Annotated in this window: 28 protein-coding genes and 1 tRNA gene; 12 read left to right on the top strand and 17 right to left on the bottom strand. The window is 68.0% G+C overall.

What is annotated here, in order from left to right; all coding sequences use genetic code 11:
• Positions 1-434: 434 nt before the first annotated feature.
• Together NAM01S_RS19005 and NAM01S_RS19000 are read right to left on the bottom strand one after the other, a co-directional pair.
• A complete protein-coding gene (locus NAM01S_RS19005; protein WP_067787126.1) occupies positions 435-1715 on the bottom strand; it encodes a YibE/F family protein in 1281 nt (426 codons plus the stop codon).
• 147 nt (positions 1716-1862) lie between these two features.
• A complete protein-coding gene (locus tag NAM01S_RS19000; RefSeq protein ID WP_067787125.1) occupies positions 1863-2798 on the bottom strand; it encodes an AraC family transcriptional regulator in 936 nt (311 codons plus the stop codon).
• A 132-nt stretch (positions 2799-2930) separates the two neighbouring features.
• Here NAM01S_RS19000 and NAM01S_RS18995 point away from each other — a divergent pair, with 132 nt between their 5' ends.
• Positions 2931-3623 (top strand): NAD(P)H oxidoreductase, encoded by a 693-nt coding sequence (locus NAM01S_RS18995; RefSeq protein ID WP_157107798.1) that lies wholly within the window; start codon positions 2931-2933, stop codon positions 3621-3623.
• A 491-nt stretch (positions 3624-4114) separates the two neighbouring features.
• Here the strand turns inward: NAM01S_RS18995 and NAM01S_RS18990 are convergent, their stop codons facing one another.
• Positions 4115-5362 carry a pyridoxal phosphate-dependent aminotransferase gene (locus tag NAM01S_RS18990; protein WP_067787124.1) on the bottom strand — a complete coding sequence of 416 codons (1248 nt, stop codon included), beginning with the start codon at positions 5360-5362 and terminating at the stop codon, positions 4115-4117.
• A 108-nt stretch (positions 5363-5470) separates the two neighbouring features.
• Positions 5471-6808, bottom strand: a complete 1338-nt coding sequence (locus tag NAM01S_RS18985; RefSeq protein WP_084483069.1) for a helix-turn-helix domain-containing protein — start codon at positions 6806-6808, stop codon at positions 5471-5473.
• 277 nt (positions 6809-7085) lie between these two features.
• Here NAM01S_RS18985 and NAM01S_RS18980 point away from each other — a divergent pair, with 277 nt between their 5' ends.
• The gene (locus tag NAM01S_RS18980) at positions 7086-7535 is read left to right on the top strand and encodes a hypothetical protein (protein ID WP_067787164.1); all 450 of its coding nucleotides are present in this window, start codon (positions 7086-7088) and stop codon (positions 7533-7535) included.
• An 89-nt stretch (positions 7536-7624) separates the two neighbouring features.
• Here the strand turns inward: NAM01S_RS18980 and dcd are convergent, their stop codons facing one another.
• On the bottom strand, positions 7625-8224 hold the full coding sequence (dcd, locus tag NAM01S_RS18975; RefSeq protein WP_067787120.1) for a dCTP deaminase: 600 nt from the start codon (positions 8222-8224) through the stop codon (positions 7625-7627).
• A 92-nt stretch (positions 8225-8316) separates the two neighbouring features.
• Here dcd and NAM01S_RS18970 point away from each other — a divergent pair, with 92 nt between their 5' ends.
• Together NAM01S_RS18970 and NAM01S_RS18965 are read left to right on the top strand one after the other, a co-directional pair.
• On the top strand, positions 8317-9045 hold the full coding sequence (locus tag NAM01S_RS18970) for a phosphatase PAP2 family protein (protein WP_067787118.1): 729 nt from the start codon (positions 8317-8319) through the stop codon (positions 9043-9045).
• Complete coding sequence (locus NAM01S_RS18965) at positions 8991-9494, top strand: SRPBCC family protein (protein ID WP_067787116.1); 504 nt, start codon at positions 8991-8993, stop codon at positions 9492-9494. Before NAM01S_RS18970 ends, NAM01S_RS18965 begins: the two co-directional genes overlap by 55 nt.
• A gap of 204 nt (positions 9495-9698) precedes the next feature.
• Here NAM01S_RS18965 and NAM01S_RS18960 read toward each other — a convergent pair whose 3' ends face one another.
• On the bottom strand, positions 9699-10349 hold the full coding sequence (locus NAM01S_RS18960) for a TetR/AcrR family transcriptional regulator C-terminal domain-containing protein (RefSeq protein ID WP_067787114.1): 651 nt from the start codon (positions 10347-10349) through the stop codon (positions 9699-9701).
• 19 nt (positions 10350-10368) lie between these two features.
• On the opposite strand from NAM01S_RS18960, the gene NAM01S_RS18955 reads away from it, so the two are divergent.
• Positions 10369-11841, top strand: a complete 1473-nt coding sequence (locus tag NAM01S_RS18955; protein WP_084483068.1) for an FAD-dependent monooxygenase — start codon at positions 10369-10371, stop codon at positions 11839-11841.
• 359 nt (positions 11842-12200) lie between these two features.
• A tRNA-Gly gene (locus NAM01S_RS18950) sits at positions 12201-12274 on the top strand.
• A gap of 515 nt (positions 12275-12789) precedes the next feature.
• Here the strand turns inward: NAM01S_RS18950 and NAM01S_RS18945 are convergent.
• The 3 genes from NAM01S_RS18945 to NAM01S_RS18935 are packed head-to-tail and all read right to left on the bottom strand — an operon-like array spanning position 12790 to position 14376.
• Entirely contained in the window at positions 12790-13626 is an 837-nt protein-coding gene (locus NAM01S_RS18945) for a helix-turn-helix domain-containing protein (RefSeq protein WP_067787112.1), read from the bottom strand.
• Positions 13623-14150, bottom strand: a complete 528-nt coding sequence (locus tag NAM01S_RS18940; protein WP_067787110.1) for a DUF6879 family protein — start codon at positions 14148-14150, stop codon at positions 13623-13625. The genes NAM01S_RS18945 and NAM01S_RS18940 overlap by 4 nt, the downstream gene beginning before the upstream one ends.
• Positions 14131-14376, bottom strand: coding sequence for a hypothetical protein (locus NAM01S_RS18935; RefSeq protein WP_253799122.1), 246 nt, complete (start codon positions 14374-14376; stop codon positions 14131-14133). The genes NAM01S_RS18940 and NAM01S_RS18935 overlap by 20 nt, the downstream gene beginning before the upstream one ends.
• A 377-nt stretch (positions 14377-14753) precedes the next feature.
• Between NAM01S_RS18935 and NAM01S_RS35115 the strand changes: the two genes are divergently transcribed.
• A complete protein-coding gene (locus tag NAM01S_RS35115) occupies positions 14754-15005 on the top strand; it encodes a MarR family transcriptional regulator (protein WP_157107797.1) in 252 nt (83 codons plus the stop codon).
• A 686-nt stretch (positions 15006-15691) separates the two neighbouring features.
• On the opposite strand, the gene NAM01S_RS18925 is transcribed toward NAM01S_RS35115, so the two are convergent.
• Both NAM01S_RS18925 and NAM01S_RS18920 read right to left on the bottom strand, forming a co-directional pair.
• Positions 15692-16042 carry a hypothetical protein gene (locus tag NAM01S_RS18925; RefSeq protein WP_067787105.1) on the bottom strand — a complete coding sequence of 117 codons (351 nt, stop codon included), beginning with the start codon at positions 16040-16042 and terminating at the stop codon, positions 15692-15694.
• A 25-nt stretch (positions 16043-16067) separates the two neighbouring features.
• Positions 16068-16622: a flavin reductase family protein gene (locus tag NAM01S_RS18920; protein WP_084483074.1), complete on the bottom strand. Its 555-nt coding sequence runs from the start codon at positions 16620-16622 to the stop codon at positions 16068-16070.
• A 139-nt stretch (positions 16623-16761) separates the two neighbouring features.
• Here NAM01S_RS18920 and NAM01S_RS18915 point away from each other — a divergent pair, with 139 nt between their 5' ends.
• A complete protein-coding gene (locus tag NAM01S_RS18915) occupies positions 16762-17064 on the top strand; it encodes a DUF1905 domain-containing protein (RefSeq protein WP_067787103.1) in 303 nt (100 codons plus the stop codon).
• A gap of 241 nt (positions 17065-17305) precedes the next feature.
• Here the strand turns inward: NAM01S_RS18915 and NAM01S_RS18910 are convergent, their stop codons facing one another.
• The 3 genes from NAM01S_RS18910 to NAM01S_RS18900 all read right to left on the bottom strand — a co-directional run bounded on the left by NAM01S_RS18910 (position 17306) and on the right by NAM01S_RS18900 (position 18544).
• Complete coding sequence (locus tag NAM01S_RS18910) at positions 17306-17683, bottom strand: hypothetical protein (RefSeq protein WP_157107796.1); 378 nt, start codon at positions 17681-17683, stop codon at positions 17306-17308.
• Between the two features lie 353 nt (positions 17684-18036).
• A complete protein-coding gene (locus NAM01S_RS18905) occupies positions 18037-18333 on the bottom strand; it encodes a hypothetical protein (protein ID WP_067787099.1) in 297 nt (98 codons plus the stop codon).
• Positions 18320-18544, bottom strand: a complete 225-nt coding sequence (locus NAM01S_RS18900) for a hypothetical protein (protein ID WP_067787098.1) — start codon at positions 18542-18544, stop codon at positions 18320-18322. Before NAM01S_RS18900 ends, NAM01S_RS18905 begins: the two co-directional genes overlap by 14 nt.
• Before the next feature lie 92 nt (positions 18545-18636).
• On the opposite strand from NAM01S_RS18900, the gene NAM01S_RS18895 reads away from it, so the two are divergent.
• Entirely contained in the window at positions 18637-19428 is a 792-nt protein-coding gene (locus NAM01S_RS18895; RefSeq protein WP_067787096.1) for an alpha/beta fold hydrolase, read from the top strand.
• Between the two features lie 459 nt (positions 19429-19887).
• Here NAM01S_RS18895 and NAM01S_RS18890 read toward each other — a convergent pair whose 3' ends face one another.
• Genes NAM01S_RS18890 through NAM01S_RS18880 form a run of 3 tightly spaced genes read right to left on the bottom strand, consistent with a single transcriptional unit; the run spans position 19888 to position 22827 of the window.
• Positions 19888-20529, bottom strand: coding sequence for a TetR/AcrR family transcriptional regulator (locus NAM01S_RS18890; RefSeq protein ID WP_067787094.1), 642 nt, complete (start codon positions 20527-20529; stop codon positions 19888-19890).
• Positions 20530-20533: 4 nt separating this feature from the next.
• Positions 20534-21298 carry a crotonase/enoyl-CoA hydratase family protein gene (locus NAM01S_RS18885; RefSeq protein ID WP_067787092.1) on the bottom strand — a complete coding sequence of 255 codons (765 nt, stop codon included), beginning with the start codon at positions 21296-21298 and terminating at the stop codon, positions 20534-20536.
• Positions 21295-22827: an acetyl-CoA acetyltransferase gene (locus tag NAM01S_RS18880; RefSeq protein ID WP_067787090.1), complete on the bottom strand. Its 1533-nt coding sequence runs from the start codon at positions 22825-22827 to the stop codon at positions 21295-21297. Before NAM01S_RS18880 ends, NAM01S_RS18885 begins: the two co-directional genes overlap by 4 nt.
• Before the next feature lie 135 nt (positions 22828-22962).
• Between NAM01S_RS18880 and NAM01S_RS18875 the strand changes: the two genes are divergently transcribed.
• From NAM01S_RS18875 to NAM01S_RS18865, 3 genes are all read left to right on the top strand, one after another.
• Positions 22963-23727 (top strand): crotonase/enoyl-CoA hydratase family protein, encoded by a 765-nt coding sequence (locus NAM01S_RS18875; RefSeq protein WP_084483072.1) that lies wholly within the window; start codon positions 22963-22965, stop codon positions 23725-23727.
• Positions 23728-23870: 143 nt separating this feature from the next.
• Entirely contained in the window at positions 23871-24977 is a 1107-nt protein-coding gene (locus NAM01S_RS18870; protein ID WP_067787085.1) for a glycoside hydrolase family 183 protein, read from the top strand.
• A 79-nt stretch (positions 24978-25056) separates the two neighbouring features.
• Positions 25057-26286, top strand: a complete 1230-nt coding sequence (locus tag NAM01S_RS18865) for an erythromycin esterase family protein (RefSeq protein WP_253799119.1) — start codon at positions 25057-25059, stop codon at positions 26284-26286.
• Positions 26287-26422: the final 136 nt, after the last annotated feature.

Below are 26422 nucleotides of genomic sequence, written 5' to 3'. Positions count from 1 at the left end.
GGGACCGCCATCTCGGGTCAGCTTCTCACCCTGAGAACTCCCCGCGACGCGAGCCATCCGCACTCCCGCCGCAGGTCGGACGACATGCGCCACCGCCACCGAGGCGTTCGCCGCCGAGGTCGGACCGCCGTGCGCCGCCATCTCCCGCCGCCACCGGACCCCGCATACTGGATCCGCACTCCTGCTCCTCTAGTGCGGCAGGACATTCCGAGCGTGGCACAGGCGTCGGCCTCCGTGACAGGGCAGGCACGCGCCGCACGTCAACAGTGATGGCGACACGCGACCCCGCCCGCCGCCACCGGACAATGCCACCTCGAGTCATACGGGAGCCGCACTCCCCCAGCGCGGTAAGCCGTCCCGAGCGTGGCTGGCATCGACCTCCGCGGGCCGAGAATACGACCTGTCGCCCACGCCACAGCGCGAGCGCACACCGCTCACACCCGCGAATGCCGCCCGTGCCGCGGGGCGGGTGCGGACACCTTCTTGTTGTGTCCGAACGGACGCGCGAGCAGCGCCGCGATGCCGGTGGTCAGCGGCACAGAAAGGGCCAGCGCGATACCGCCGACCGAGGAGCGCGCGATCTCGATGGCGACCGCGTCGCCTGCGAGCACGTCGCGGATGGAGCGGCCCGCGACGCTGAACAGCAGTAGCAGCGGCAGCGCACCGCCGGCGTAGGCGAGCACCAGGGTGTAGACGGTGCTGGCGATGTGGTCTCGGCCGACCCGCATGGCGGCAGTGTAAACCTCGCGGCGCGAAGCGGATTCGTCCAGCGCGGCGAGCTCGAAGGCGGCCGAGGCCTGGGTGATGGTGACGTCGTTGAGCACACCGAGCGAGCCGATGATGAAGCCCGCGAGCAGCAGGCCGGTGATGCTGACGTGCTCGATATAGGTGGCGACGTTGGTGTTCTGTTCCTCGGACAGACCGGTGAGATGAGTCATCTCGATCGCCAGCCAGGACAACCCCGCGGCGAGCAGCATCGCCGACAGCGTGCCGAGCAACGCGGAACTGGTGCGCAGATTGACGCCGTGCGCGAGATACAGCACGGCGTAGAGGATCAGCGACCCGGCCGTCAACGCGACCGGAATCGCCGGCTTGCCGTCCAGCAGCGCGGGCAGCAGGAACATCACCAGCACCGCGAACGCGAACACCAGACCGATCAGCGCACGCACGCCGCGCCAGCGCGCCACCACGATGATCACCACCACGAAGGCGAGCGCGATCAGCGTCAGCGGCAGCCCGCGCGAATAGTCCTCGAAGGAGTACAGCGGGGTGCCCGTCGGATCGGTCTGCCGGACGACCCGGATCTCGTCACCGGCGCGCAGATCGGGTTGCCCCGGGCCCGGCGCGATTTCCAGCAGCGTCTTGTTGCCCTCGTGCGGACCGGAGTCGATGGTGATCAGGCTGCGCTGGCAGGTGTAGGCGTTGGTGCGCGGCGGCTCGGGCTTGTCGGCGAACACCTTGCCGATCGACGGACTGCCGCACGGCCCCACATCCTGCGCGACGACCGTGCCCGCCTCGGTCACCACCGCGCCGCCGCCCGCGTTCTGCATCGGCAGCGGAATCTCGACGTGCTGACGGCTTGGCCACAACCAGATCGTGGCGATGACGGTGAGCGCGCCGATGACGGCGAGCAGCCCGACCACGACGCGCGCGGCGGTATCGCCGATCGCGATCGGGCCGGAATGATCGTGGTGGTGGTGATGGTGATCGGTCACCGAACTCCCTGTCCGTCGTGGCCCCGGATGCTCATGCCGGACGGCAAGAGCTGACTCCCCCGAGGCAACTGCGCGGTGCCGAGCTTAAAGGATGTCGTTTTCAAGATCAGGCTCCCAACCACCACCGGGACACGACCGAGCACCTGTTCACGCTCCGAGATCAGCGATGGCGCGGAAATCGCTGGGGCGGACACCCCGGTGTCGTTTGAACGCCGCACTGAAACCGAAAGCGTCCGCATAACCGACGGCCTTCGCCACCTGCGCCACGGTGAGACTCCGGTCGGCCAGTAACTCCTCCGCCTCATCCATCCGGCATCCGGTGAGATACGCCAGGGGCGACTGCCCCATGACCTCGGAGAACCGCCGTGCGAACAGCGCCCGCGATACGCCCGCCTCAGCGGCAAGCGACGCGACCGTCCAACCGGCGGCAGGCTTTCCGTGCATGGCCGCCAACGCCGGTCCGACCACCGGATCGGACGGCCCGCGATACCAACCCGGCGCGTCGGCGTCCAGCTCCTCGAACCAGGTGCGCAGCGTGCACACCAGCGCCCAGTCGAGCAGCCGGTCCATCATCGCCTGCGCTCCGGCCGGACGCCGGGCCGCATCCGCGGCGATCGACTCCATCCACTCGCACACGTCAACGTCATCGGTCACTACCAGGACGGGTGGCAGAGCGCGCAACAGCCGTTCGTGTCGTCGGCCGGACGCCCGATAGGCGCCGACTATCAGAGCGGTCTCACCCGTGGGGTCGTTGCCCCAGCGACCGCCGTCCAGCGCGGAATCGCATTTCGCGTCCGGAGCGAAGCAGGCGACCTCGTACTCCTCGTGCGGCAAGGTGACCGTCTCCGCGCGGTCGACGAGGACGAATGCCTCCGGGCCGCGCACGATCGCACTGTCCCCCGCCGTGATCCGACGCTCCAGACCGCCAGGCAGCAGCAGCGTTCCCCCACCGCGCAGCACGGTGACCATGGTCAGCGGCGCCTCGTCGGCGAACCGGATGCTCCACGGTCCTTCCAAGACCGCGGTCGTGACCACAGCTCCTTCGGCACGGATACCGCCCAGCAGTTTGCTCAATGGGTCCACACCATCGAGGGTAGACGAACTCCTATCAGATGTAGACCTTTACCCATAGATCGTCCATCGCCCCGGGGTGTGAAATTGACCCAGACCGCACAACCGATCGTCCGAGACTCCGGACCCCACCGAGGAGGCCCCGTGCCGCACAACCCGACCGTGGACCCCGCGACCGCGCGCACCGCGCTGGTCGTCGTCGCCCACCCCCGGCCCGATTCGCTGACCGCCCATATCGCCGAACTGGCCACCCGGCGGCTCACCGCGGACGGCTACCGGATCGACCTGCTCGACCTGCACGCCGAGAACTTCGATCCCCGGATGACGGCCGCCGACCTCCCGGAATGGGGGAACCGGGAGAAGGCCTACTCCCCCGAAGTCGAAAACCATATGCGGCGCATCCTCGCCGCCGACGTGATCGTCGCGGCGTTCCCCGTGTACTGGATGCAGGTCCCCGCAATCCTGAAGGGCTGGATCGATCGGGTGTGGAACTACGGATTCGCCTACGGCCGTAGCAAACCCAGGCTCGCCGGCAAGCGGATGCTGTGGCTTGGGCTGGCGGGCGTGGCAGACGACGACGCACTCGTCGAATTCATGCAGGATGCGCTGAGCGCGCAACTCAACGACGGCATCGCCTACTACTGCGGTTTCACACAGTCGTCGGTGGGACTGTTGCCCGGCGCGGAGGAGAAGCGGCAGCGCCTGGACGCCGCGGGCAACCTGCTGCTCGACGAAGCCCTCACCGGCGCGGTCCGCGATGCCCACTATGCGGGATTGGAAAACCGAGCACTGGGCTTCGTCGACGATTTCCTTGCCGCCGACCGGATTCCGGCCTGACCGCCGAAGGGCCGTCTCGCAAGAGCCGACTCCGCGAGACAACTGCGCGGTGCCGAAGCCAGAGATGTCGTTCTCGAGAACAGGCCGAACACCACGGGCATCGCTACGCAACAACTGATCTCGCAAGATCCGGGTAACTCACCGGGTACGGGCCAACTGAGCAGCCCACCCACCGCCAGCCGCCAACGCAAGCCGACCACGCACCCGAGTCTGGCCTTATACGCGGAGAGGCGGGACGGGGCGGCGGAGAGCAGGGGGATGTCTCCGCCGCCCGCAGGCCGGCGGCCCAGGGGGGTAGGCGGCCGAACCCGAGGCCAGGTTGCCCAGGGGGGGTAGGCAACCCGACCGGGCACTCGAAGTGCCAAGAGCCACTGTACACAAAAGTTGCTCTTTTGCGCTAGCGGGTCTTCAAAACTCGCTTCTATCCATACATTCGGTATGTTTTCGACCCAGAAGCGGGGCGATTAGGCCCTGGAGACCCGCGACGCAGATCACTGTCGATAGCTCGCCAGGAAGTTGCCGAATCGCTCGATCGCGACCGCGAGGTCGCGGGCCCACGGCAGCGTGACGATCCGCAGATGATCGTGGTTCGGCCAATTGAAGCCGGTGCCCTGCACCATCAGGATCTTCTCCTGAAGCAACAGATCGAGAACCAGCTTCGAATCGTCGTGGATGTCGTACACATTCGGATCCAGCCGCGGGAACGCGTAGAGCGCGCCCTTCGGCTTGACGCACGACACACCGGGAATCATGTTCAGCCGCTCCCACGCGACGTCGCGCTGCTCGAGCAGCCGCCCGCCGGGCAGGATCAGGTCCTCGATGCTCTGGTGCCCGCCGAGCGCGACTTGAATCGCGTGCTGCGCGGGCACATTCGGGCACAGCCGGGAGGAAGCGAGCAGGTCGATGCCCTCCAGGAACCCCGCGGCGTGATCCTTCGGGCCGGTGATGGCCAGCCAACCCGAGCGGTATCCGGCGACCCGGTAGGCCTTGGACAGGCCGTTGAAGGTCAGGCACAGCAGGTCGGGCGCGAGGCTGGCCAGCGAGATGTGCTTGGCGTCGTCGTAGAGGATCTTGTCGTAGATCTCGTCGGCGAGCAGCAGCAGCTGATGCTTGCGCGCCAGGTCGACAAGCTGCTGGAGCACCTCGGTCGAGTAGACCGCGCCGGTCGGGTTGTTCGGGTTGATCACCAGCAGCGCCTTGGTCTTGTCGGTGATCTTCGACTCGATGTCGGCGACGTCGGGCTGCCAGCCGTTGGACTCGTCGCACAGGTAGTGCACCGGGGTGCCGCCCGCCAGGCTCGTCATCGCCGTCCACAGCGGGTAGTCCGGCGCCGGGATCAGCACCTCGTCGCCGTTGTCCAGCAGCGCCTGCATGGTGATGGTGATCAGCTCGGAGACGCCGTTGCCCAGGTAGACGTCGTCCACGTCCAGTACGGGGAAGCCGGGCACCAGCTCGTAGCGGGTCACGATGGCGCGCCGAGCCGACAGGATGCCCTTGGATTCCGAGTAACCCTGGGCGTAGGGCAGCGCGGCGATGATGTCGCGCATGATCACATCGGGCGCCTCGAAACCGAACGGCGCCGGATTGCCGATGTTCAGCTTGAGGATGCGGTGGCCCTCCGCCTCCAGCCGTGCCGCGTGCGCGTGTACCGGTCCACGGATCTCGTAGACGACGTTCTGCAACTTCGTGGACTGCTCCAGAACGCGCGGCGGATGGTGGGGGAGATGACTCGGGCTCACCTTCCCATGGTGCCATCCCCCTGCAAGGGGAAATTCGGCGCTGCCGACGAAGCATGTCGACCGCCGCAACGACCGTAGCAAAGGCGGAGCAACGCTAGTCAGGCCGCGTCAGGTCGCGGAATTGCCAGGTGGGATGCCCTTGGCCGCGGTCGAGCCGCAGAACTCCTCGATGCGTTCGTCCAGATGACGGGCCTCGGACGCGTCGCGGAACGCGGGCTGCGCGATCCGTCTTCGCACCCCGGTGAGCCGCTCCTCGAGTTGGGCGATGCGCTTGTCCTCGGCCAGTCCGAGCACCGGGTGCAGTGCCTCGGCTGCGCCGTCCAGGCTGCCGTTGATCAGGTGCGCGGCCGCGCTGTCCACCCGGGCCAGCGCCTCGGCGCCGTACGAGCGCTTCTCCGATGGACCGTTCGAGTAGAGGTCGATGGCGCGCTCGGTCGCGGTGAGCGCGGGCTCGGCCTGGCCGAGATGGATGTAGGTGGCGCCCGCGTAGTACTGGGCCTTGGCGTCGGGGAATCCGAAGACGCCGCCGATCTCGTCGTGCAGGTCGTCGGTGGCGGCCACCTCGCGCGCCTCGTCGGCGGCGCGGATGCAGCGGTCGGTGTCGGCGGCGCTGCCGATCTTGGACCAGATCCTCGCCTCGATATTGAGCAGCCGGACCTTGGCGGTCGCCGAATCGGCGAAGTCCTGCCCGCTCTGCGCGAGCAGCACGGCCCGGCGCGGACGCTCCGACCAGTACTCGATGAGCGCGTGCATGCCGCGCGTCCAGGCGCGCAGTCCGTTGTGCCCGCACAGCTCGGCGTAGGCCCATGCCGCCCTTGCCTGTTCGCCCGCCGCGTCGTAGTAGCCGAGGTCGGTGCTCGCGTTCGCGAGCAGTCCGGACAACGTACCCGCGAGCAGGTAGAGGTGGCTGGTGTCGGCCGGGCGCTGATGTCCCTCGAGCAGTCGATACACCCGGCGCCGTACCCGAAGCATCTCCACCATCATCGGAACAGGCGGAATATGCACGTACTCGTTCGCGATGCGCGTGACATCGGCGTCGAGCTGTTCCAACGTGGACGCACCCACATTGGTGCTCTCGGCCCGGCCTGCGTGTTCGCTGGCCTCGTGGGCAGCCGCCATGATCAGATCCCTCTCCGAAATCGCTGCTAACGCATCACCTCTCATCGCACCGGCGTCTATGAGAGCAAGAAGGTCCGCGTCGCTCGAATAACTCGTACGCGCCCCCGCTGCGGAACGCACGTCGAATCCGGCGGCAGATCCATCGACCGGCGATTCGCCGATCAGCGCCGCGAACCGTGCCCGCACAACTTCGTCGGACCTGGCAAGGGATGTATCGAGCGCGGCTTGGTTGACGGGACGCGGATGGACTCGGCTGCCCCCCGCCTCCCACTTGGACACCAGGCGTTCGTGGACGCCGAGATGCGCCGCGAATTCCCGGATACTCATCCGCTTGGCATCGCGAAGGGCGCGGGTCTCTCTCCCTGACCAGTGCCGGATCACGGTGTCATCCCTTCCGCACGAACTTTCATCCAGGGTACGAGGGCGAAGTGGTGACTGCCACACATAATTCGCAGTTGCTATGGGCGCTGCGCGATTCGGCGGCCCAGGTCGGCGAGGTTCTCTCGGTCAAGGGCAGCGGATTGGCAGTAGAAGGCGGGCATGGGGGCGATGCCGAGTCGCGGTCGATGGCCCGACCCTGGTAGCAGGAGGCAAGGAGTTGGCCGTGAACGTGGACAAACTCAGAACAGTGGAGGATTGGGTGGCGTTCTACCGGCACGAGTACGGGCTACCCGTAACCGAGCGTGGCGGTTTCGTGATGCTGCCGATCAGCGGCCGAGTCTGCGTCGTTCATCTGCCGACCGTCCGAGCCGAAAAGGTCAGGGCGGCACTGGAACAGCAGGGGACGAGGGGTCCCATGCTGGCCAGGCAGATCCGATGGAGCTTCCTTGCCGAGCCGGACAGCCGTCCCGGCGCGCAGGTGCTGGAGGTGCTGAACCGTCTGGATATCGGAATACCTGCCATCGGCAGTGCAGTGATGTTGCCGACGGGGCTCGGACGCTTCACCCGGGAAGGGTGCTTCTGGGTGAACCCGCCGAGCCGCGGCGACACGCTTCCGCCGCTGTCCACCGTCGTCACGACGGCGCTGGCGGTGGGAGCGGGCGGCGGGGACTGAATGCGTCGTCGGTCCTCGCCGCCGATCGGCGGCCGAATCCGCCTCCTTTGTTGGCAGTCGGCGGGGCGGATTCGGTCGTGGGTCGCGACCTACCGCGATTCCGTGGCGTCGACCACCTCGGTCGGCAGCGGGAAGTTCAGGTAGGAGCGCGACGGAGTCGGCCCGCGCTGGCCCTGGTACTTGGAACCAGCGACCGCGCTGCCGTACGGGTGCTCCGCGGGGCTGGTCAAACGGAACAGGCACAGCTGGCCGATCTTCATGCCCGGCCACAGCGTGATCGGCAGGTTCGCGACGTTCGACAGTTCCAGCGTGATGTGGCCGCTGAAGCCGGGATCGATGAAGCCCGCCGTCGAATGCGTGAGCAGGCCCAAGCGGCCGAGACTCGACTTGCCCTCCAGTCGTCCCGCCAGATCGTCCGGCAGCGTGCACACCTCCAGCGTGGAGCCGAGCACGAACTCGCCGGGGTGCAGCACGAACGGTTCGCCGGACGCGGGCTCGACCAGGCTGGTCAGCTCGTCTTGGCGCTGCGCGGGATCGATGTGGGTGTAGCGGGTGTTGTCGAAGACGCGGAACATCCGGTCCAGGCGAACGTCGATACTCGACGGCTGGATCAGGCTCTCCAGCAACGGCTCGACCCCGAGACGCCCAGCGGCGATCTCCGCACGGAGGTCACGATCGGAAAGCAGCACGGCACGAGCGTAGCGTTCGGCGAATCGGGCCGTTCGGCGGGCGGCTGCCGTTCTTCAGTTAATTCTCAGCGCGAGCGGGCAACCTAGGAGCAGTGACCTCGAATCTCCGCAGAACGCTGCCAACGATCCCGACGCTCGTCGCGCTCGGCGTCCTGCTCGCGGCGTTCATCACCGTGCTCACCCGCAACGTGCTCGACAGCAGCGGGCTCGCGACGATGGACCCGGAGCTCTCGGGGTGGGCCGTCGACAACCGCAATGGGGTGCTCACGCCGACCGCGCAGATGGTCAGCAACTGCGGTGACACGTTGTCCATGACGATCCTCACCGTGATCGTCTGCGCGGCGCTGCTGCGCGAGCGCGACCGGTTGCGCGCGGTGCTCATCGCCGTGACCGGGCTCGGCGCCGCACTCATCGTCGCGATCGCGAAGAGACTCGTCGGCCGGGAACGCCCGCCCGTCGCCGACCGCCTCGCCGTGGAGAACAGCCTGTCCTATCCGTCCGGCCACAGCACGGGCACATTCGTGGTGGTCGGGATCGTGGCCATCGTGCTCATCCCCATGCTGGCGCACGCGGCGGCCAGAGTTGGCGCGGCGCTGATCGCCGTCCTGTTCATCGCCGCCGTCGGCGCCTCGCGGGTCTACCTCGGCGTGCACTGGCCCACCGACGTGCTCGCCGGCTGGTCCATCGGGGCGCTGTGGATCCTGCTCTGCCTGGCCGTTTTCCGCTACCTCACGCTGCGCTCCCGGGCCGCCGCTACAGTCGATCCGTGCCGCGAACAAAGCAAGTCTCCGACAGCATCGTCGTCGCGATCGACCCGGTGACGGCATACGACCGTGTCAGCGACGTCACCCAGATCCACCGCTGGAGCCCGGAGAACACCGGCGCGCTCGTCGCCGAACCCGGCGCACCCGCCCGCGTCGGCATGCGCTTCGTCGGCACCAACATCCGCCGCGGCGTGCGCTGGTCCACCGGCTGCGAGGTCACCGCCGCCGACCGCGGCAGCCGCTTCGCGTTCAAGGTCCGCCGCTACGGTCTGCGCAAACCGGTCCTCCCGGTCGCCATCGCCAGCTGGGAGTACCGCTTCGAGGCGGTGCCAGAGGGAACGCTGATCACCGAAACCTGGACCGACGATCGACGGGGTTGGCCCGATCTGCCGACGCTCTGGTTCGACAAGATCGCGACCGGCAAGCCCGGGTTCGCGGAGTTCCAGCGTGGGAACATTCGGCGGACGCTCGAGCGGTTGAAGGCGGACTTGGAGACCGCGTCCTGACCCACGCCTCGCTCGCCGCCATCCGCACGCGTGACCTGCCACAGGCTTCGCGGCGGGTAGAACCGTGTGAATCGCACGACTGATCCGCGTGAAACCCGCAGGCGCCCGCACGCTCTGTCCGCATAGACCTCGAGCACGCTTCGCAGCGGTAGAACGACCGTGAACCTGTGCGAAGCATCTGCACGGAAGAGCCTGGGACAGGGGTCAGTCGGCGGGTTCGATACCGACGGCGTGGATGCCCGCGAGGATGACGCGCAGGCCATCGGCGAACTCCGCGTCGGTGTCGCCCGCGAACACCTCGGTCACCAGCTGAGCGGTGAGCGGGAAACGGTCCGCGTCGACCAGGTCGGCGAGCCGCTCGGGCCGGTAGGGGTCGCGGTCGCCGTATTCGCCGCCGGTGCGCGCCTGTTCTTCGATGACGAAGCCGACGGTGTAGTGCAACAGGATTGGAAAGACCCGCGCGGCTCGTCGTTTCGAGAATCCCGCGTCCTCCAGCGTGCGCAGCGTCAATTCCACCGTGCGCCACATTGATTCGTCGCTGATATAGGTGCCCGCCAGCACCTTCGCCCCGTCGCGATAGCCGAGCATGGCGCGCCGCAGCCGACCCGCGAGCGCGACGAGCCAGTCCCGCCAATCCTCGCCACGCCGCGGCGCCTCGACGTCCGCCACCGCGGAAACGAAGACCGCCCGCGCCATCACGTCCAGTAACTCGCGCTTGTTCGCGACGTGCCAGTACAGCGCGGGCGCCTGCACGTTCAGCGCCGCCGCGACCTTGCGCATGGTCAGGCCGTCGAGGCCGACCTCGTCGAGCAGGGTCAGCGCGGCATCCGCGATCACCTCGGGGTCCAGCTTCACCTGACCGGATTTGTTCGATGTGGTGATCGCCGGAGCCGGACCGACGGGCCTGATGCTGGCGTGTGAACTGCGGATCCTCGGGCTGGAGGTGGCGCTCCTCGACGCGCTGCCCGCGCGGACCGGGGAGTCTCGGGCGGGCGGCATACACGCCAGGACCATGGAAATCCTCGATCAGCGCGGCATGCTCGACGGTGTGCTCACGCAGGGGCGGCCGCTCCAGGCCGGTCACTTCGCCGGAATCCCGTTGGATTTCAGCGATTTCGCGACTCGCTACCCCTTCACCCTGGTGCTGCCGCAGTCGCTGATCGAGCGCGAACTCGAAAGGCGCGCAGCAGAACTCGGCGCCACCGTGGCGTGGGATTCGCCGGTGATCGGGTTTCGCCGAGACGACTCCGGGGTGGAAGTCGAGATTGGCGGCGCGCAGGGCGTCCGTCGAATGCGCGCGGCCTACCTCGTCGGCTGCGACGGCGGGCGCAGCGCGGTGCGCAAGCTGGCAGGCATCGAATTCGCGGGCACCCACGCGACGATGACCGGCATGCTCGCCGACGTCGAATTGGCCGAGCCACCCGCCGAGCCCTTCTTCGGTCGGCGGCGCGGCGCGGGCGACTACTCGGTCGTCGAACTCCAGCCGGGCTGGTACCGGCTCATCGTCCAGCGGCACGACCGGGTGCTCGAGCGCGGCGCGAAACTCTCCTTCGCGGACTTCCGGGCCAACTTCCTCGACATCACGGGCGAAGATTTCGGCATGCACAGTCCCCGCTGGGTGTCGCACTACGGCGACGCGGCGCGGCAGGCCGCCCGCTATCGCGCCGGTCGCGTGTTCCTGGCGGGCGACGCCGCGCACATCCACTATCCGGCGGGCGGTCAGGGACTGAACCTCGGTGTCCAGGACGCGGTGAACCTGGGCTGGAAACTCGCCGCCGTGCTACGCGCCGACGCACCCGATTCCCTGCTCGACACCTACCAGGCCGAACGTCATCCCGTCGCCGCCCGCGTGCTGCACAACACCCGCGCCCAAACCGCTCTCTCCCGCTCCGGCCCGCACACCGATGCCTTGCGCGACATCGTGGGCGAGCTCATCGCCGCCGACGAGGTTCGCTACCGCCTCGGGCTGATGATCACCGCCCTGGATATCCGCTACGCCACCGGCTGCGACCACCCGCTCGCCGGCCGTCGCGTGCCCGACGTGGACGTCACCACCGCCGCAGGCCCAACCCGCGTCCACGAACTCCTCCGCCCCGCCCGCCCCGTCCTGCTCCGGCTCGCCGAAACCCAGCCGCTGGACACCGAGTGGAACCGCTCTGTCGAGGTCGTCTCCGCCCGAAGCCACGTCGCCAACTGGACCATTCCCGGTCTCGGCGACATCCCGACGCCCTCCACCGTCCTCATCCGCCCCGACGGCTACACCGCTTGGGCCACCGACGATCCGAGCACCGACGGCCTTGGCGAGGTTCTTCGAAACTGGATTGATTTCACGGCTCACACCCGCTGAATCGAACGACGGGCCAGATCCGCGCACCGCTGGCTCGGCGGATCCGTACCGTAGCCCTGCGCCCTGGTCGATCACGTCCTCCCCGCGCATCGATCGACGCAGACGGCCCCACCACCCCTTTCACGCAGGCGATCATCCTGCGGCCGCACGCAAGGTCACGCCGCCGGGATGGACGCACTGCGAGGTGCGCACACCTATCGCGGCATCCACGCGGGAACCCCGATCACGGGCACCGGCTACCTCGAATGGGTCGATTGCGAGAAGCGCCTCCAACAGCCGCCGCGGACCCGACCGGCAGGTGTGGAAGTTGACCGCCACAGGGCCGGTTCTGATAGAGTCGCGGACGCGTCTACGCACACGCCGATGTAGTTCAATGGTAGAACTTCTGCTTCCCAAGCAGACAGCGCGGGTTCGATTCCCGTCATCGGCTCCAGTGTTTCAGGGCCCTGACCAGCAGGTTTGTTTGGTTGGGGCCTTTCTTCGACCAGGGCCTGTAGCCAAAGGTGGAGCCTATGGTGGAGCCCGTGTAACAGCCATCGCGGCGGCCACGCACGAGCCTCGATCGCACGCGCCGAGCGCGCCGACTCGCACAACTCCTGAGCGAACACGCCTGCACCCGAATCGCTCTCGACACCAACGTCCACATTGGGGCCGGGCGTGGCGGCTCCACAGGGCCCACGGCCCGACTTGTACGCCGGGGCTCATCAGGCGGCCCGGGCTCGCCGAACAGGTGCCAAGCATCGAAACTGCGCCCGGACGCCAACACGGCGGTTTCCGAAGCCGTTTCGGTGCTGGCCCGAACTAAAGGACGAGACCCGGGCGGACTGCTGCCCGGGACGTCCGGCGCGGCGGTCAGGGTCGCCGACGTGCATCAGGCGGTCGCTGAGAACGATCACGAAGTCGACGACCGCTACTGATCTTCCGGCGCTGCTCCGCGCACGGTGCGGTCTACTTGCGCCGAGACTGGAGTGCGTCGCGGATCAGGACACGGGCGGCGTCGCCGTAGAGCGCCTGCCCGGCGAGCACGGTGAACATCTTCTCGTACAGGGCAATCTCGCGCGGCTGCGTGACCGCCAACTCGGCGCTGATCGTTTCGACCTGGACAAGCCTGGTGTCGAAGATCGCGAAGCCGTTCGTGGCGGGCGCCTCGTACGTGGCGGCGGCCGGGATGACGCCGAACGCAATGCTCGGCAACGTCATGACGTTCAGCACGCGGTCGAGCTGACCGCGCATCACATCGTCGTCGCCGACGGTGGTGTGCAGAACCTGCTCGGCGACAACGAAATTGAACCGGCGGCGCCCGTAGAGCACGTGCTGTCGTTCGATGCGCGCTGCGACGCCCTCCTCGAGGTCGTCGGGGATGCCGTAGAACGCGATCACCTTGCGAAGAATCCCCTCGGCGTAGGCGGGGGTCTGCAAAAGTCCTGGAAACACGGTCGGTTCGTACCACCGCATCGACTTCGTTCGAGCCTCTAGGCGCACGCGCGCCTTCTGGGGTCGGCGGATCCCGGTGCCCAGGACACGCCGCCATTCGAGGTATGCCGCCTCGATATTGCGCAGAGTCGCGACGAGGTCGGCGAGCTGGTTGTCGTGACCGGTGTGCTCGCACCAGGCGCGGAGGTCGGCCTCGGCCGGGGTTTGCTTGCCGTGCTCGATGCGCGACACTTTGGACTCGTGCCAGCCCGCGAGCTCGGCGAGGCGGCGCGCGGTGAGCTCGGCGTCGCGGCGAAGCTCTCGGAGCCGCAGCCCGAGAGCTTCGCGCGCTTCGTGTACAGCGTTCGTCACCGCGGTGTCGTCACGTGGTATTCAGCGTGCGGAACAGCCTTGCTCCAAAGGCGGTCCCATATCTCACGGCACCGGCCGACTAGGTGCCGATCGGTCGTTGCCGCCGCGCCCATGCACGCGCCGCCGCTGTCGAACAGGGTGTAGATGACGAGTTGGTCGTCGAGCAACCACCAGTCGTCGACACCGATGTCGGCGGGGTCGATCAAGTGTCGAGGCAAATAGCGGACATCCTCGCCCGCAGCAACATTGACGGCCGCAACCTCCAGACCCCAACGGGTCCAATCGGTATGCGGCACGGTGACCACTCGCGCCCGACACATCGCGACGTTCCGGTCACCGAGCTCGCGAACGAATCCCGCCCACCCGTTCATCCAGGCGTAATCGTCGGGCTCGCCTGCTAGGAACCGTCGGAACTCGGCGGACTCCTCCGGGTTGTCGTAGGCGTCGAGCAATTCCAGGTGCAGGGCCTCCCGCTTGCACTCGCTGATCAGTTCGTTGATCGCGTCACCCTGCAACAGTTGCACCGTAGAACGTCCTTTCCTGCTTGGGCACCTCGATACCCGCCTCCTGCTCGGGTATCGCCATGTGCGCGGGCGCATCCGGGTCTGTGACCGGTGCGCCCGTGATCGTGAACGTGCCGCGCCCCGTATCCGTGAGTGCCGCGCCGATAAACGTATCCGGCTCGGCGAAACCGAGCAGGAGGTGTGGAATCTCGACGGTGCCCGGCCGATCGGTGACCCAGCCTTGCACTACGTAAGTGTCGCGGTCTGTCGTGTAGAGAGTCGGACAGCCGTTCTGATGAGAACCGCCACTACCGAGGAACCTTAGACGCATCCGATTTCCCCTTCCCGCAGTGTGCGCGGACTTGCGCACGTCCTCCAATCATCCATCGACGGGGGGTTTTTCGTCACTGATCTCAAAGGAGGTGCGCAAGTTCGCGCAAGTTTGTAGATGGACTGGGCGCTCCGTTCGTAGTGTCCGTCAGTGCCCCGACGCCGGGTGAATAGCCTGGCCCCGGAGCGGCGGAGCGATCGCCCGGTCAGCCCCTCGAGTCGGGCCGGGCGGGCCTGCCTGCATCCCCGGCGTCGGGTGCATCCCAAGCACACTGACGCGGAGGGGTACAGCCGATGACCATTACGGAAGCGCGGGTGATGGCTGCGGTGAAGCAGCATGGCCCGCAGTCGATTGCGGAAGTCGCAGTCGATACGGGACTGAGCCGGAGGTCGGTGCGAGCCGCGGTCGACGAACTTGCCTACCGCGGCTGGCTTCATCGCTGCGGTGACCGCTGGGACTTCACCGACAACGGGCGCGCCTACATCAACACATCGCGCGGCCGCAACGCGCTCGACGTTCCACCATTAGCGGCTCGGGCACACTGATGTTGGACACGGAGCCATTCGAGTTCGACCTCGCGCTGCTCGGCCACGGAGGATGCCACAGCACTACCTACGCAGCGTCCAGTGTGGCCGCGGCGCATTCGACGATGCAGATCCATCGCCACTGTCTCGTCGGCGAATGCCGGGCGAAGACTTCTGCCCACGCGACCCTGAAGGACGCTGGCCGCCTGATCCCCGATTCGGGCCGGGTGCGGGAATGAAATGACTCGCTCGAAACCGTTCAGCGGCGAATGAAACTCGCCTGGCGCACACCTACGACAACGAAACATGGGCGGCGCTCTTTGCCGCCGTCATCAGGCGGTCCCGTGGCCGTCTTCACTGACAATTCGGAAGTGGGCGGTCGTGGTGTTCCGACCGGCGTTTCAGGTGCTCTATCCCACTGAGCTACGAGAACCGGAGTCCTCGGCGGGACTCGAACCCGCGACCACCCGCTCCTCAGGCGATAACCGACCGAATCCGGCCCGCCCACAACCGAATTGCCCGTACTCTAACGGCATACGGTGTTGACTACCAAAGTGGTTCCCGCACAACGCACTACCTGTTCCTCGGAACGGTGCACGGATCCAGAGCGTCCGACGTATTAGGCCTGTTGAGCTATCGGGCTCCTGCAGACCGGTCGGGTTCGAGTCCCGCCATCGGCTCCACCACCGAAATTTGCTGCTCGTGGGCTACTCCGTCTGGCCCCAGGCGGCGACCGGCATGGTGAGGTAGATGCCGAAGTCGGTGAGGGGGGTGTGGGCGGTGATCGCGCTGTGGAGGGTGTCGACGCGGGATTGGCGGGTGGCGGCGCGGGAGTCGAAGTACTTGGAGCGGATCTCGATGACCGCCTCCAGGCCGCTGCGGTCGTAGGGGCCGAGGGGGCGGAAGCGGAGTTCGACATCGCCGGGTTGGAGGTCGCCGTCGTAGGGCTCCTCGGGGCACTCCACGGCGAGCGAGACCAGGTGTGGGAGGTGCTCGGCCAGGGCGTGCAGGGTCGACTCGGGGACGTGGGGCGCGTAGGTCACCTCGACTAGGGGCACCGGCCCAGGGTAGAGCCGGGAGTGGTCAGCTCGCCACGTCGGCGATCTCGCTCGGTTCGGCGTGCAGGCGGCGGAAGCGGCTGCCGTGGAAGACGAGAGGGTCGATGTCGTGGCGGGTGGCGAGGCGGTGGATTCGCAGGATGACGACGAGATGGTCGCCCGCGGGAACCTGCGCCTCGGGGACGCCCTCGATCCACGCGGACGCTCCGCGGATGAAGACGGCGTCACCGGTTCCGCGGTGTAATTCGCTGGCGCGGAAGCGGTCTCCGTCGCGGGCGCCGAGCGCGCGGGCGGCGTCGGTCTGGTTCGTGCCGAGCAGGCTCAGGCCGAGGTGAGACGCGGTTGCCAGGCGCGGCCAGGTCGAGGAACTGTGCTGCACGCAGAAGGAGACCAGCGGCGGATCGAGGGAGACGGGCACGAAGGTGCTGACGGCGAGACCGTGCGGTGCGCCGTCGACCTCGGCGCAGACCGCGACGACACCGCTCGGGAAGTTCGCGAACGCGCGACGCAAACCCGTTCCGTCGGTGGGGGTTTCGAAGTTGTACCGCAGGAGGTCCGCGAAGGCCGGTGGGGATGTCATCACCCCACGATGAACCGGATGGTCGGCGTACTCACGGGTTGCGCGCACCGCGATCGAAATCAGGAGAACCGGCGGCGGTGTCGGTCCGGCTGTTGCGCAGGGCCGGTCCGATGTCGGACCGCACCGTTACAGTCACCACGTGGCTGGTTCGCGGTATTCGTTCACGGCGCGGGTGTGGGAGCACTCCGGCGAGGGCTCCTGGCATTTCGTGTCGCTGCCCGAGGAGATCGCCGACGAGATCGAGGAGCGCTACGGGCACCGATCGGGTGGGTTCGGTGCGGTCCGCGTGCACGTCAGGATCGGCGCGAGCACGTGGTCTACCTCGTTGTTCCCGGACAAGAAGCGAGGGACGTACGTGCTGCCGGTGAAGAAACCGGTCCGGATCGCCGAGGATCTCGTCGACGGCTCACACGCCGAGATCGATCTGACGATCGCGATCTGACGCCTCGGGAGAGGTCGACGGGCACAACTCCAGGCGAGCGACCGCGTCGAACGCCGTCCCCGAGGCGTCACTGGCACAACTCGGGCCGAGCAGCCGCATCGAACGTCCGTCCTCGAGCTGCGTCCGGGAGTGCACCTGCTCTTCGGCAACCGGTTCCGCTCCGATCGGTCGTGGCCGCACGGGTGGACACCAGGAGATCGGTAAACCGCTCGCCGCGGTCGCGTGGCCGCGTCCCCGGCCCTCAGAAAATGCACTCCTGCACCATCCGCTGGCTGGCGGTGCCCACCCGCGTCCGGTCTTCGGCGCTGAGCCCGAGCAGCACCGGATCGACCGGGCCGCTCAGATCCGCGGCGAGAATCCTGCGCAACCCGTCCTGAGAGATCTTCTCCTCCACGTAGATTCGCGCGACGCACTCGGATTGCTTCGGGGGCAACCCCTTTCCGGCCAGCGCCGCGGCGATGTCGGCCTGGCTCAGGTCCCCCGCGGGCAGGGCAGGTGCCGTGGACGTGACCGAAGGCGCACTCGTGGTCGCCGTATCCGACGCCGTGCTCGTCTCGTCCCCACAACCCGCCAACAGCGGTAGCGCGACACACGCCACCGCGATCACCGATTTCCGCACCCGATCAGATATACCCGCCCCGCTCGTTCGCGGGTAGCCAGGTGGTCATGTCCGTTGACGGCAGACCGTGCCTCCCCGTTGCAGGGTACTCATGCGGAGAACCACACCATCCGCAGGCACACCCGCCCCGCCCCTGGGGATGTGCGCTTGTGCGGTGACGGCGCACGAGCAGACCGTGTCTTCCCGTTGCCAGGTATTCGTGCGGAGAACCACACCATCCGCAGGCACACCCGCCCCCGCTCCCGCCCCTGGCACGTGCGCTTGTGCGGTGACGGCACACGAGCAGACCGTGCCTTCCCGTTGCAGGGTATTCGTGCAGAGAACCACACCATCCGCAGGCAAACCCGCCCCCGTCACAAGTCCATCGCGGCGCGCAGCGCGGTGTCCAACCGTTCCAGCACCTCGGCGTCCATGTCATCGATGCGCTCGGCGAGCCAGCCGCGATAGATGCGGCCGATATTGCCCGCGTGCACCCAGCCGCGCCCTGGCACCTGGACCGCGAGGATGTCCTGCGGATCCTGGTCGAGCAGTTCGGCGGCGATCAGCCATTGCCGTGGGGAGTCGTTGATGCCGTCGCTGCTGATGAGCACGACGGTACGGCGCCGAGGCGAACCGTGCGGGTGATAGCTCCACAGTTCACCCCTGCGCACGCATCGCCTCCTCGGCGGCGGCCAGCTCCGCCTCGTCGGCCGCGGCTTCCGCCGCCACGTCGGTCACCGGACCGACGCCCGTGCGCACCGCTTCCCGCCGCGCTGCCTTGGAAATCCACGCCGACGGCGACATGCCCGCCCTGGCCGCCGCCTGTTCCGCGAACGACCAGGCCGCCTCGTCCAGCGAGAGGGTGACCTTACGCGTTGCCATACCATTTATCGTACCCGCGCACGAGCACTCTGCCAGCGGAAACGCGGATGCCCTGATACTGTTGGCGCACCGCCAACAGACGAAGGACGAGCATGACTGCGTGGAACCATCACCGAGTCGGCACGGGCGAACCGCTGGTCCTGGTGCACGGCGTCGGCAGCCGCTGGCAGATCTGGGGGCCGATCATCGACACGCTCGCCGCGTCTTTCGACGTGATCGCCGTCGATCTGCCCGGCTTCGGTCGCTCGGACCCGTTGCCGCACACCACCGTCGACGAACTCACCGACGCGCTGGCCGAGTGGCTCGCAGCGCAGGGCATCGAGCGTCCGCACCTCGGCGGCAACTCGATGGGCGGGCTGATCGCATTGAAACTGGGCGCGCGCGGGCTGGCCCGCTCGGTCACCGCGTACTCCCCGGCCGGATTCTGGGACACCGCGGGCCGGGTGTGGTGCCAGCAGTCGCTTGGCAAGTCGGTCGTTCTCGCGCGCACTCTGCGTCCGCTGCTCCCGAAGATCCTCGGCACGGCCGCGGGCCGCACCGTCTTCCTGTCCCTGATCTTCGGCAAGCCGTGGGCGGTGGACGCGCAGGTCGCGATCGGCACCGCCGAGGGCGCGATCGAGTCGACCGGTTTCGCCGAAGCGCTGGCCTCCTTCACCGACGTCCGCCTGCCCGAAATCGGTGCGCTCGCAGACATTCCCGTCACCGTCGCCTGGGGCAACCGCGACATCCTGCTCACCTATGCAACCCAGCACCGCAGGGCGCGCGCGGAACTGCCCAACGCCAAGCACGTCACGCTGCGCGGCAGCGGGCACTCGCCGTACTTCGACGACCCAGAAGGCTGCGCGCGGCTGCTACTGGACCAGCTGGATGCGCACCGCAGGTAGCGCACACCCGCTGACCCGCCGCCGACCGAATGTGGCCGCCACCCACCCAGTCCGACCGAAGGCCGCCTTCGGTCGATCCCAACCGTGGGTGACATTTCGAGCGAAGGTGACATCCGGTCCGTCTGGCTGGCTCGGGGGCACCTTCAGTCGGGCTGACTTCACAGCGGGCGACCGTCCAAGCCGGACCCAGCGCGGCGGGCACCTTCAGTCGGGCGGACTTCACAGCAGGCGACCGTCCAAGCCGGACCCAGCGCGGCGGGCACCTTCAGTCGGGCGGACTTCACAGCAGGCGACCGTCCAAGCCGGACCCAGCGCGGCGGGCACCTTCAGTCGGGCGGACTTCACAGCAGGCGGGCGGCCAGGCCGGACCCAGCGCGGCGGGGCATCGGTCGGGCGGACTTCACAGCGGGCGGGTGGCCAGGCCGGACCCAGCGCGGGAACCTTCGGTCGGGCTGACATTCACACCGGGCGGGGGTCGAGAAGGGTGCCGGGCGGGGCCGTGCCGAGTAGGACACGGACGGCATTGGTCCAGCGCTGCTGCAGGATTCGGTTTCGCTCCACATTGCCCGTCAACAGCACTCGCATGGCGAGGCCGGTCATGATCTCGATGGTGAACTCGGTGATCGTCGGCACCCGGGGATCGTCGGGGAACTCGGCGCGGAAGATGTCGCGGATGCTGGTGTGCATCAGCTCGAAGAGGCGCTGTTCCAAGGGCAGGAAGGCCGCACGCAGTTCCGCGTCGGTGCGGGCGCCGACCCAGATCTCCAGTGCGGCAAGGAAAGACGAACCGCTGAACATGCGCATGGTGAGCTCGACGGCGGTCGCCAGCCGATCGACGTCCTCGGGGATCGCCGTGAATTCGGTTGTCAGCTGGGCCAATCGGCGCGCCGCAAGATGTTCGACGGCACCGGCGAGCAGGTCCGGCTTGGTCGGGAAGTGGTGCTGCAACGTGCCGCGCGGTACTCCGGCGCGGTTCTGCACCTCGAGCGTCGTCGTGCCCGCGTAACCGACCTCGACCAAGCTCTCGATCGCCGCGTCCAGGAGCCGGGTGCGCATCCGCGCGCGGCGCTGCGCCTGCGTCTCCCGGACGCGTTCCGTCATCGGGTCAGCGCCCCCGCCACTTCGGTTCGCGCTTCTGCGCGAACGCCAGCGCACCCTCGGCGGCGTCCTTGGAGAACAGCGCGGGCAGCGCAATCTCACCCTGCTTGGCGAACGCCTCGGCCACCGTCCAGTCCGGCGACTCGTCGATGATGCGCTTGCTCGCGGCAACGGAAAGCGGTGCGGCCGCGACGATTTCGGCGGCCAGCTCCAGCGCGCTCGACAGCGCGGCGCCCGGCTCGGTGACCCGGTTGACCAGCCCGAGCTGATACAGCCGCTCGGCGCCGATGCGGCCGCCGGTCAGCGCGAGCTCGGCCGCGATGGGGCGCGGCAGGCGCTGGGTCAGCCGGAGAACACCGCCGCCCGCGGCCACCAGACCCCGCTTCACCTCGGGGATTCCGAACTGCGCGTCCCGCGCCGCGACGATCAGATCGCCCGAGAGCGCCAGCTCGAAACCACCCGCGAGCGCGAAACCCTCGACGGCCGAGATCATCGGCTTGGCGGGCGGTTTCGCCGCGATACCGAGCGGGCCGCGGCGCTGTGTCATCGGCATCTCGCCCTTCGACGCCGCGACGAGATCCATTCCCGCGCTGAAGGTTCCGCCCGCGCCGGTCAGCACCAGCACGCGCGCGTCGGCGTCGGCCTCGAATTCGTCGACGGCCGCTTCGATGGCCTGCGCGGTGGCGAGATCGATCGCATTGCGTGCCTCGGGCCGGTTGACAGTCAACAGCGTGATCGCGTCGCGGCGTTCGACGAGTACCTGGTCGGTCATCGGAGGGTCCTCTCGGTGCGCAGGGTGAGCTGGTCGGCGGCGGTGATCTGGGCGCTCGCGCCGATCGGATCGCCGTCGGTGAACGCCGCGATGGTCTCGGCGTCGGAAACCCGAACAAGTATGCGTGCGCCCGTCGGATTCAGCGCGCTGATCACCACCGCCTCGGGTTCGTCGGCGTGCTCCGGCGCGGGGCCCTTGCGGTAGGCGACGGTGTAGGCCTCGATGGTCGCCGGGCCGGTGTAGCCGGGAGCGGTCTCGCGACGCGCGTCTGGTACCTCGGCCTCGACCGCGCGAAACAGGTTGGCGGGCGGGCGAGTCGAGTAGACGCCGACGCCGTGCTTGGTGATGTACCAGCCGAGCGCGGTCGCCAGACCGTAAGAGCCGGGATCCTCGCGCAGCCGCGTGGCGAGGGTAGCGATCGAGTGCGTCGCGTAGTTGTTGCCCGGCCCGCCCGCGAAAGTCAGCCCGCCGGTGACCGAGAGCGGCCGCGCAGGGTCGTCGATCGGCAGACCGAGCGCCTCCGCGGCGACCTGCACCGCGACGGGGAAGCAGGAGTACAGGTCGACGTGCGCGACATCGTCGATGCCGATGCCCGCCGCGCCGAGCGCGGACCGGCCCGCCGCCGCGATCGCGGGCGATGCGCTCATGTCGGCGCGCTCGGAGACGAACCAGACGTCCGTCGCGGTCGCGCCGCCGTGCGGGAAGACCCACCAATCGCGCGGGACTCCCGCGGCGTCGGCGGCGGCCGCGCTGCACACGATCAGTCCCGCGCCGAGATCGACGGACAGGTTCGCGACCAGCAGTTTCGGGTACGGGGTCGACACCAGCCGGTTGCTCGACGAGGGCGTCACCAGATCGGCGACCGTCTGCTCGGCGGGCAGCCAGGCGTAGGGGTTCTTCGCGGCCACCGCCGACAAGCGCGACCACAGTCCGCCGATCCGCTCGCGGTGCGCGTCCTCGCTCAGCCCTAGCCTGCCGCGCAGGGCGGTCTCCATCAGCGCGTAGAAGTAGACAGGACCCCACAGCCCGGCCGCGGTCTCCATCTCTGAGTTGGGCGCCTTGTCCGAGCCGATCACCTCGGTCGGCGCGACATCCTCGGACTGCTCAGGCCAGCCGGGCGCGGTTCCCGCTCGCGTCGCGGCGTTCCACGAGGCCACGGACTCGGCGCCGGTGATGAGGGCGACCTCGGACCGCCCGTCGGCAATGGCCTGCGCGACCGTGTTGAGCAGCCGCTGCGGCGCGTCACCACCGAATCGCACGGACTGCATCGTGCGCTTCGGCGCGGCACCTAGTTCGGCCGCCACCAGCGCACCAAGATCCGGATATGGCTTGCTGACCGGCGCGACCGCGGCGACCAGATCGGCGGCGCGCAGCAGCCGATCACCGGTGCCGCTGTCCGCGCCCGCCCGGCGCAGCGATTCGGTGGCGAGTTCGACCGGGCCGGGCAGCCCCGGCTCCCCCGTCCTGTGCACGACCTGCCCGACGCCGACGAGCACCGGCGTCCGCGGATCCATTCCGGCTGGCAGCATTGTTCCTCCGCTTCACTCCAGTTACCGTCAACATTGACGGTAACTTGATTTCGATTGAAGCAGACCCCTCCGACCAGGGCAATAGCCCGTGGACAAGAACTGACTCGCGAGTAAGATCTGGCCATGGACTCCCACATCGCGCTCCGGTTCGACGGCGACCGCGCCTACGTGAACCTCAACCGGCCGGACAAGCACAACGGCCTGACCATCGGGATGCTCGAGGGCTTGGTCGACGCCGCGCGCACGGTCGCGAAACGCAAGGACGTCCGCGCCGTGATCCTGTCCGGCAACGGCCCCAGCTTCAGCAGCGGCTTGGACGTCGCCAAAGCGACCAAGGACCCGCTCGCGGGCGCGCTCAATTTCGTGCCGCTGCCGTGGCGCGGCACCAACACGTTTCAGGAGGCCTGCTGGGCCTGGCGGCGACTGGAAGTTCCGGTCATCGCGGCGGTGCACGGTCGCTGTTTCGGCGGCGGACTGCAGATCGCGCTGGCGGCCGACGTTCGCTTCGCCACGCCCGACTCGGAGTTCTCGGTGATGGAGGCCAAGCACGGCCTGGTCCCGGATATGACCGGCGCGGCGACCCTTTCCCGGTTGATCGGCATCGACAAGGCGCTGCTGTTGACCATGACCGCGGATGTGGTCGACGCCGCCTACGCGGAGCGCATCGGCCTGATCACCGAGGTGACCGCCGACCCGCTGGCGGCCGCCGAGAAGCTGGCCGAACGCATCGCGGCACGCTCGCCGCACGCGGTCGCGGGCGCCAAGCGGCTCTTCGAGCGGTCATGGCACGCGTCGGCCCGGCGCACCTTCGGAATCGAGCGCGCGACGCAGCTGCCGTTGATACTGCGCTTGGCCATGAAGCGAGATGGAAGATCGCACAACGAAAGCAACAATTCGTAGGGACAAGATCGCAAGCCACCAATTTCCCCGGTTCGACTGCTAGCATTTCGGTCGATTTGCCAGCCATTCGAAATGTGCTTCGGAACACATCGGGGGGTGGTGTGTCGGGGCCTGTTTCGGCGAGACCCGGAGGGCCCACGACTTTGAACAAGACCGCAAGAATCCTGCTTTCGACTCTGGCGGGTGGCACGGCCTTGCTTCTCACGGCAACTACCCCCGCCACGGCAAACCCAAACGCGATCAACCCGATTCCGGTGCTCAACGGCACCACCGGCCTGCCGAATCTGGCCGGTCGAAGCCGAGCGGTGTTCCAGGTGACCGGCATGGCGAGCCCCAACAACACCCAGACCTACAACGTGCTCGGCACCGATCTGGGCATCATGTGGGACAACGGCCACGGCGAGATGCTGACCGCGTTCGGCGATACCGCCGGACTCGGCTTTCCCAACCTGCTCGCGGGCAGCATGTGGGCCTGGCGCAGCAACATCCTGGTGCGCAGCAATACCAAGGACCCCGCCAACGGCATCTATTTCGACAGCGCGGTGCGCGATGTCTTCGGGCAGGCGCGCGATCTCATTCCGAGCCCGAAGATTCCGTTCATCGAAATCAGCCGCATTCCCACCGCGGGTATCTCGGTCGACGGCGTCCAGTACATGAGCTTGATGTCGGTGAAGACCTGGGACAACGTCGGCGAGTGGACCACCAATTACTCGGGCCTGGCCGCTTCCGCCGACAACGGTGAGACCTGGGCCGATCTCGGGCACACCCGGCGCCCGAACGAGGGCGGCAACGCCAACTTCCAGATGAACGCCTTCCTGAAGAGCGGCGGATACGTCTACGAGTACGGCACACCCTCCGGACGCGACAACGCCGCGTTCATCGCCCGGGTGCGCGAGCACGACATCCAGAACCTCGGCGAGTACGAGTACTGGGACGGCGAAGGCTGGCGCAAGAACGACGTCAACGCGGCGGCGCCGATCATGGGCGGCGTCGGCGAACTGTCGGTCATGTGGAACGACTATCTGGGCCAGTACATCTCGCTGACCACCGACCCGTTCAATTCGGTCGTGATGCGGCGGGCCTCTTCGCCCGAGGGGCCGTGGAGCGAGCCGGAGGTATTGATCGATTCGAGGGAGCTGCCGTCGGCCTACGCGCCGTCGATCTTCCCGTATCAGACCGGGCGCGATCTGTACTTCATGACGACGGTGCACAGTCAGTACAACGTGGTGTTGATGCGTACGACGTTGTAATCCCTTTTCCCGGAGCGCTTGACCTCAACAATGCTTGATGTATGAGGCTGGCGGCAGAACGCGAACTCCGGGAGGAACAGTGACTTCTGCATCCAGCATCGCCTCCGCCGAACTGGCGGCCTGGCTGCGCACCACCGCACGCCCCGTGGCGAACACCGAGCCGGGCGTCGTCGGGCCGGATCTCGACGAACTCGTCGGGACCCTCGGCTCGGCGACGATCGTCGGGCTCGGCGAGTCGACCAGGTTCTCCCGGCAGACCTACGGCGTGCGGGAGCGGCTCTTCCGCGCGCTCGTCGAACGGCACGGGTTCCGCGCGTTGGCGATTCAGGACAGCGCGCGTTCCGGCGAACGCCTCGACGAGTACGTCCGCACCGGGGCGGGCGATCCGGAAACCGCGCTGGCCGGGGCGTGGCGGCCGCTGCGGACGGTCGAGATGGTCGAAACGCTGGGCTGGATCAGGCTTTTCAATCAGCAGCATCCGGACGATCCGATCCGCGTCTTCGGCGTCGAACCGCCGCATGCGGAGGCCTCCGACTACGACGCGGTGCTGGACTATCTGCGCCGGGTCGCACCGGATCGGCTGGCGCGTGCCGAATCCCACCTGAACCCGATCCGCACCGCGCACCAGATCGATGAGCACGTCCAGCGCCACCAAGGCATTCACCCCGGACGGCCGTTCGCCGAACACGCCCGCGACGCGTTCGCTCTGCTCGACGGACTGCCCGACACCGAAGAGCACCGCACGGCACGCGCACACGCGCGACTGATCGTCGAGTTCCACGAGCACAGCGTCGCCGGGCAGGGCGGCTTCGCCCGCGACGAGCGGCCGTCGGCCGAGCGCGTCATCGAATGGCAGCGCGAGACCGGCGCGAAGATCGCGTACTGGGACGGGATCGCCCACGTCAGCGCGCAGGCGCTCGGCGTCGGCTCGGCCGCGGGCGAGTTCCGCGGGACGGGCGCCCACCTGCGCGATCACTTCGGCACGGACTACGTCGCCGTCGCCATCGGATTCCACCACGGCGATCTCGGGATGGCGCAGGCGCCGCGGCCACGGCCGGAGCTGGTTGACGCGCTGCTCGGCGAAGTGGGCCTGCTGGCGTTCTCTGTCGATTTGCGCACGGCGGCAACCGAATTGGTGGACGCATGGCGCCACGCCCCGGCCGAGCTGCGCACGATCAGCGGGATCTACGACCCGGCGAAGGACGCCGAGGCGTACATCAGCGTGCCGTCGCTGGCGGGCGCGTTCGACGTGCTGGTTCATATTCGCGAGACGTCACCTGTGCAGTGGCTTCCGGCGTTCTCGGGCTGAGTGCGCCGAGAGGTGATGCGCGAACTCCGGTGCTGCACCGAGGGTTCAACCCTTGGCGCAGCGTTGCGGGCAGGCGCAGGGGCTCCGGTGGGCGTGTGCCTAGGGTTGGCGCCGAGTTTCGCGGTGCTCGGCTTTC

This window comes from Nocardia amikacinitolerans NBRC 108937 (genome assembly GCF_001612615.1).
Classification (GTDB): Bacteria; Actinomycetota; Actinomycetes; order Mycobacteriales; family Mycobacteriaceae; genus Nocardia; species Nocardia amikacinitolerans.
The sequence above is the reverse complement of the archived record's forward strand: the minus strand, read 5'-3'. Positions and strand labels throughout refer to the sequence as shown.

What these genes read in the sequence shown, in the direction of transcription:
- NAM01S_RS18985 (WP_084483069.1), bottom strand. Translation starts at nt 6,808, where the DNA reads ATGAGTATCCGGGAATTCGCGGCGCATCTCGGCGTCCACGAACGCCTG.
- NAM01S_RS18880 (WP_067787090.1), bottom strand. Translation starts at nt 22,827, where the DNA reads ATGCTGCCAGCCGGAATGGATCCGCGGACGCCGGTGCTCGTCGGCGTC.
- NAM01S_RS18895 (WP_067787096.1), top strand. Translation starts at nt 18,637, where the DNA reads ATGACTGCGTGGAACCATCACCGAGTCGGCACGGGCGAACCGCTGGTC.
- NAM01S_RS18920 (WP_084483074.1), bottom strand. Translation starts at nt 16,622, where the DNA reads ATGACATCCCCACCGGCCTTCGCGGACCTCCTGCGGTACAACTTCGAA.
- NAM01S_RS18900 (WP_067787098.1), bottom strand. Translation starts at nt 18,544, where the DNA reads ATGGCAACGCGTAAGGTCACCCTCTCGCTGGACGAGGCGGCCTGGTCG.
- NAM01S_RS35115 (WP_157107797.1), top strand. Translation starts at nt 14,754, where the DNA reads ATGACCATTACGGAAGCGCGGGTGATGGCTGCGGTGAAGCAGCATGGC.
- NAM01S_RS18885 (WP_067787092.1), bottom strand. Translation starts at nt 21,298, where the DNA reads ATGACCGACCAGGTACTCGTCGAACGCCGCGACGCGATCACGCTGTTG.
- NAM01S_RS18890 (WP_067787094.1), bottom strand. Translation starts at nt 20,529, where the DNA reads ATGACGGAACGCGTCCGGGAGACGCAGGCGCAGCGCCGCGCGCGGATG.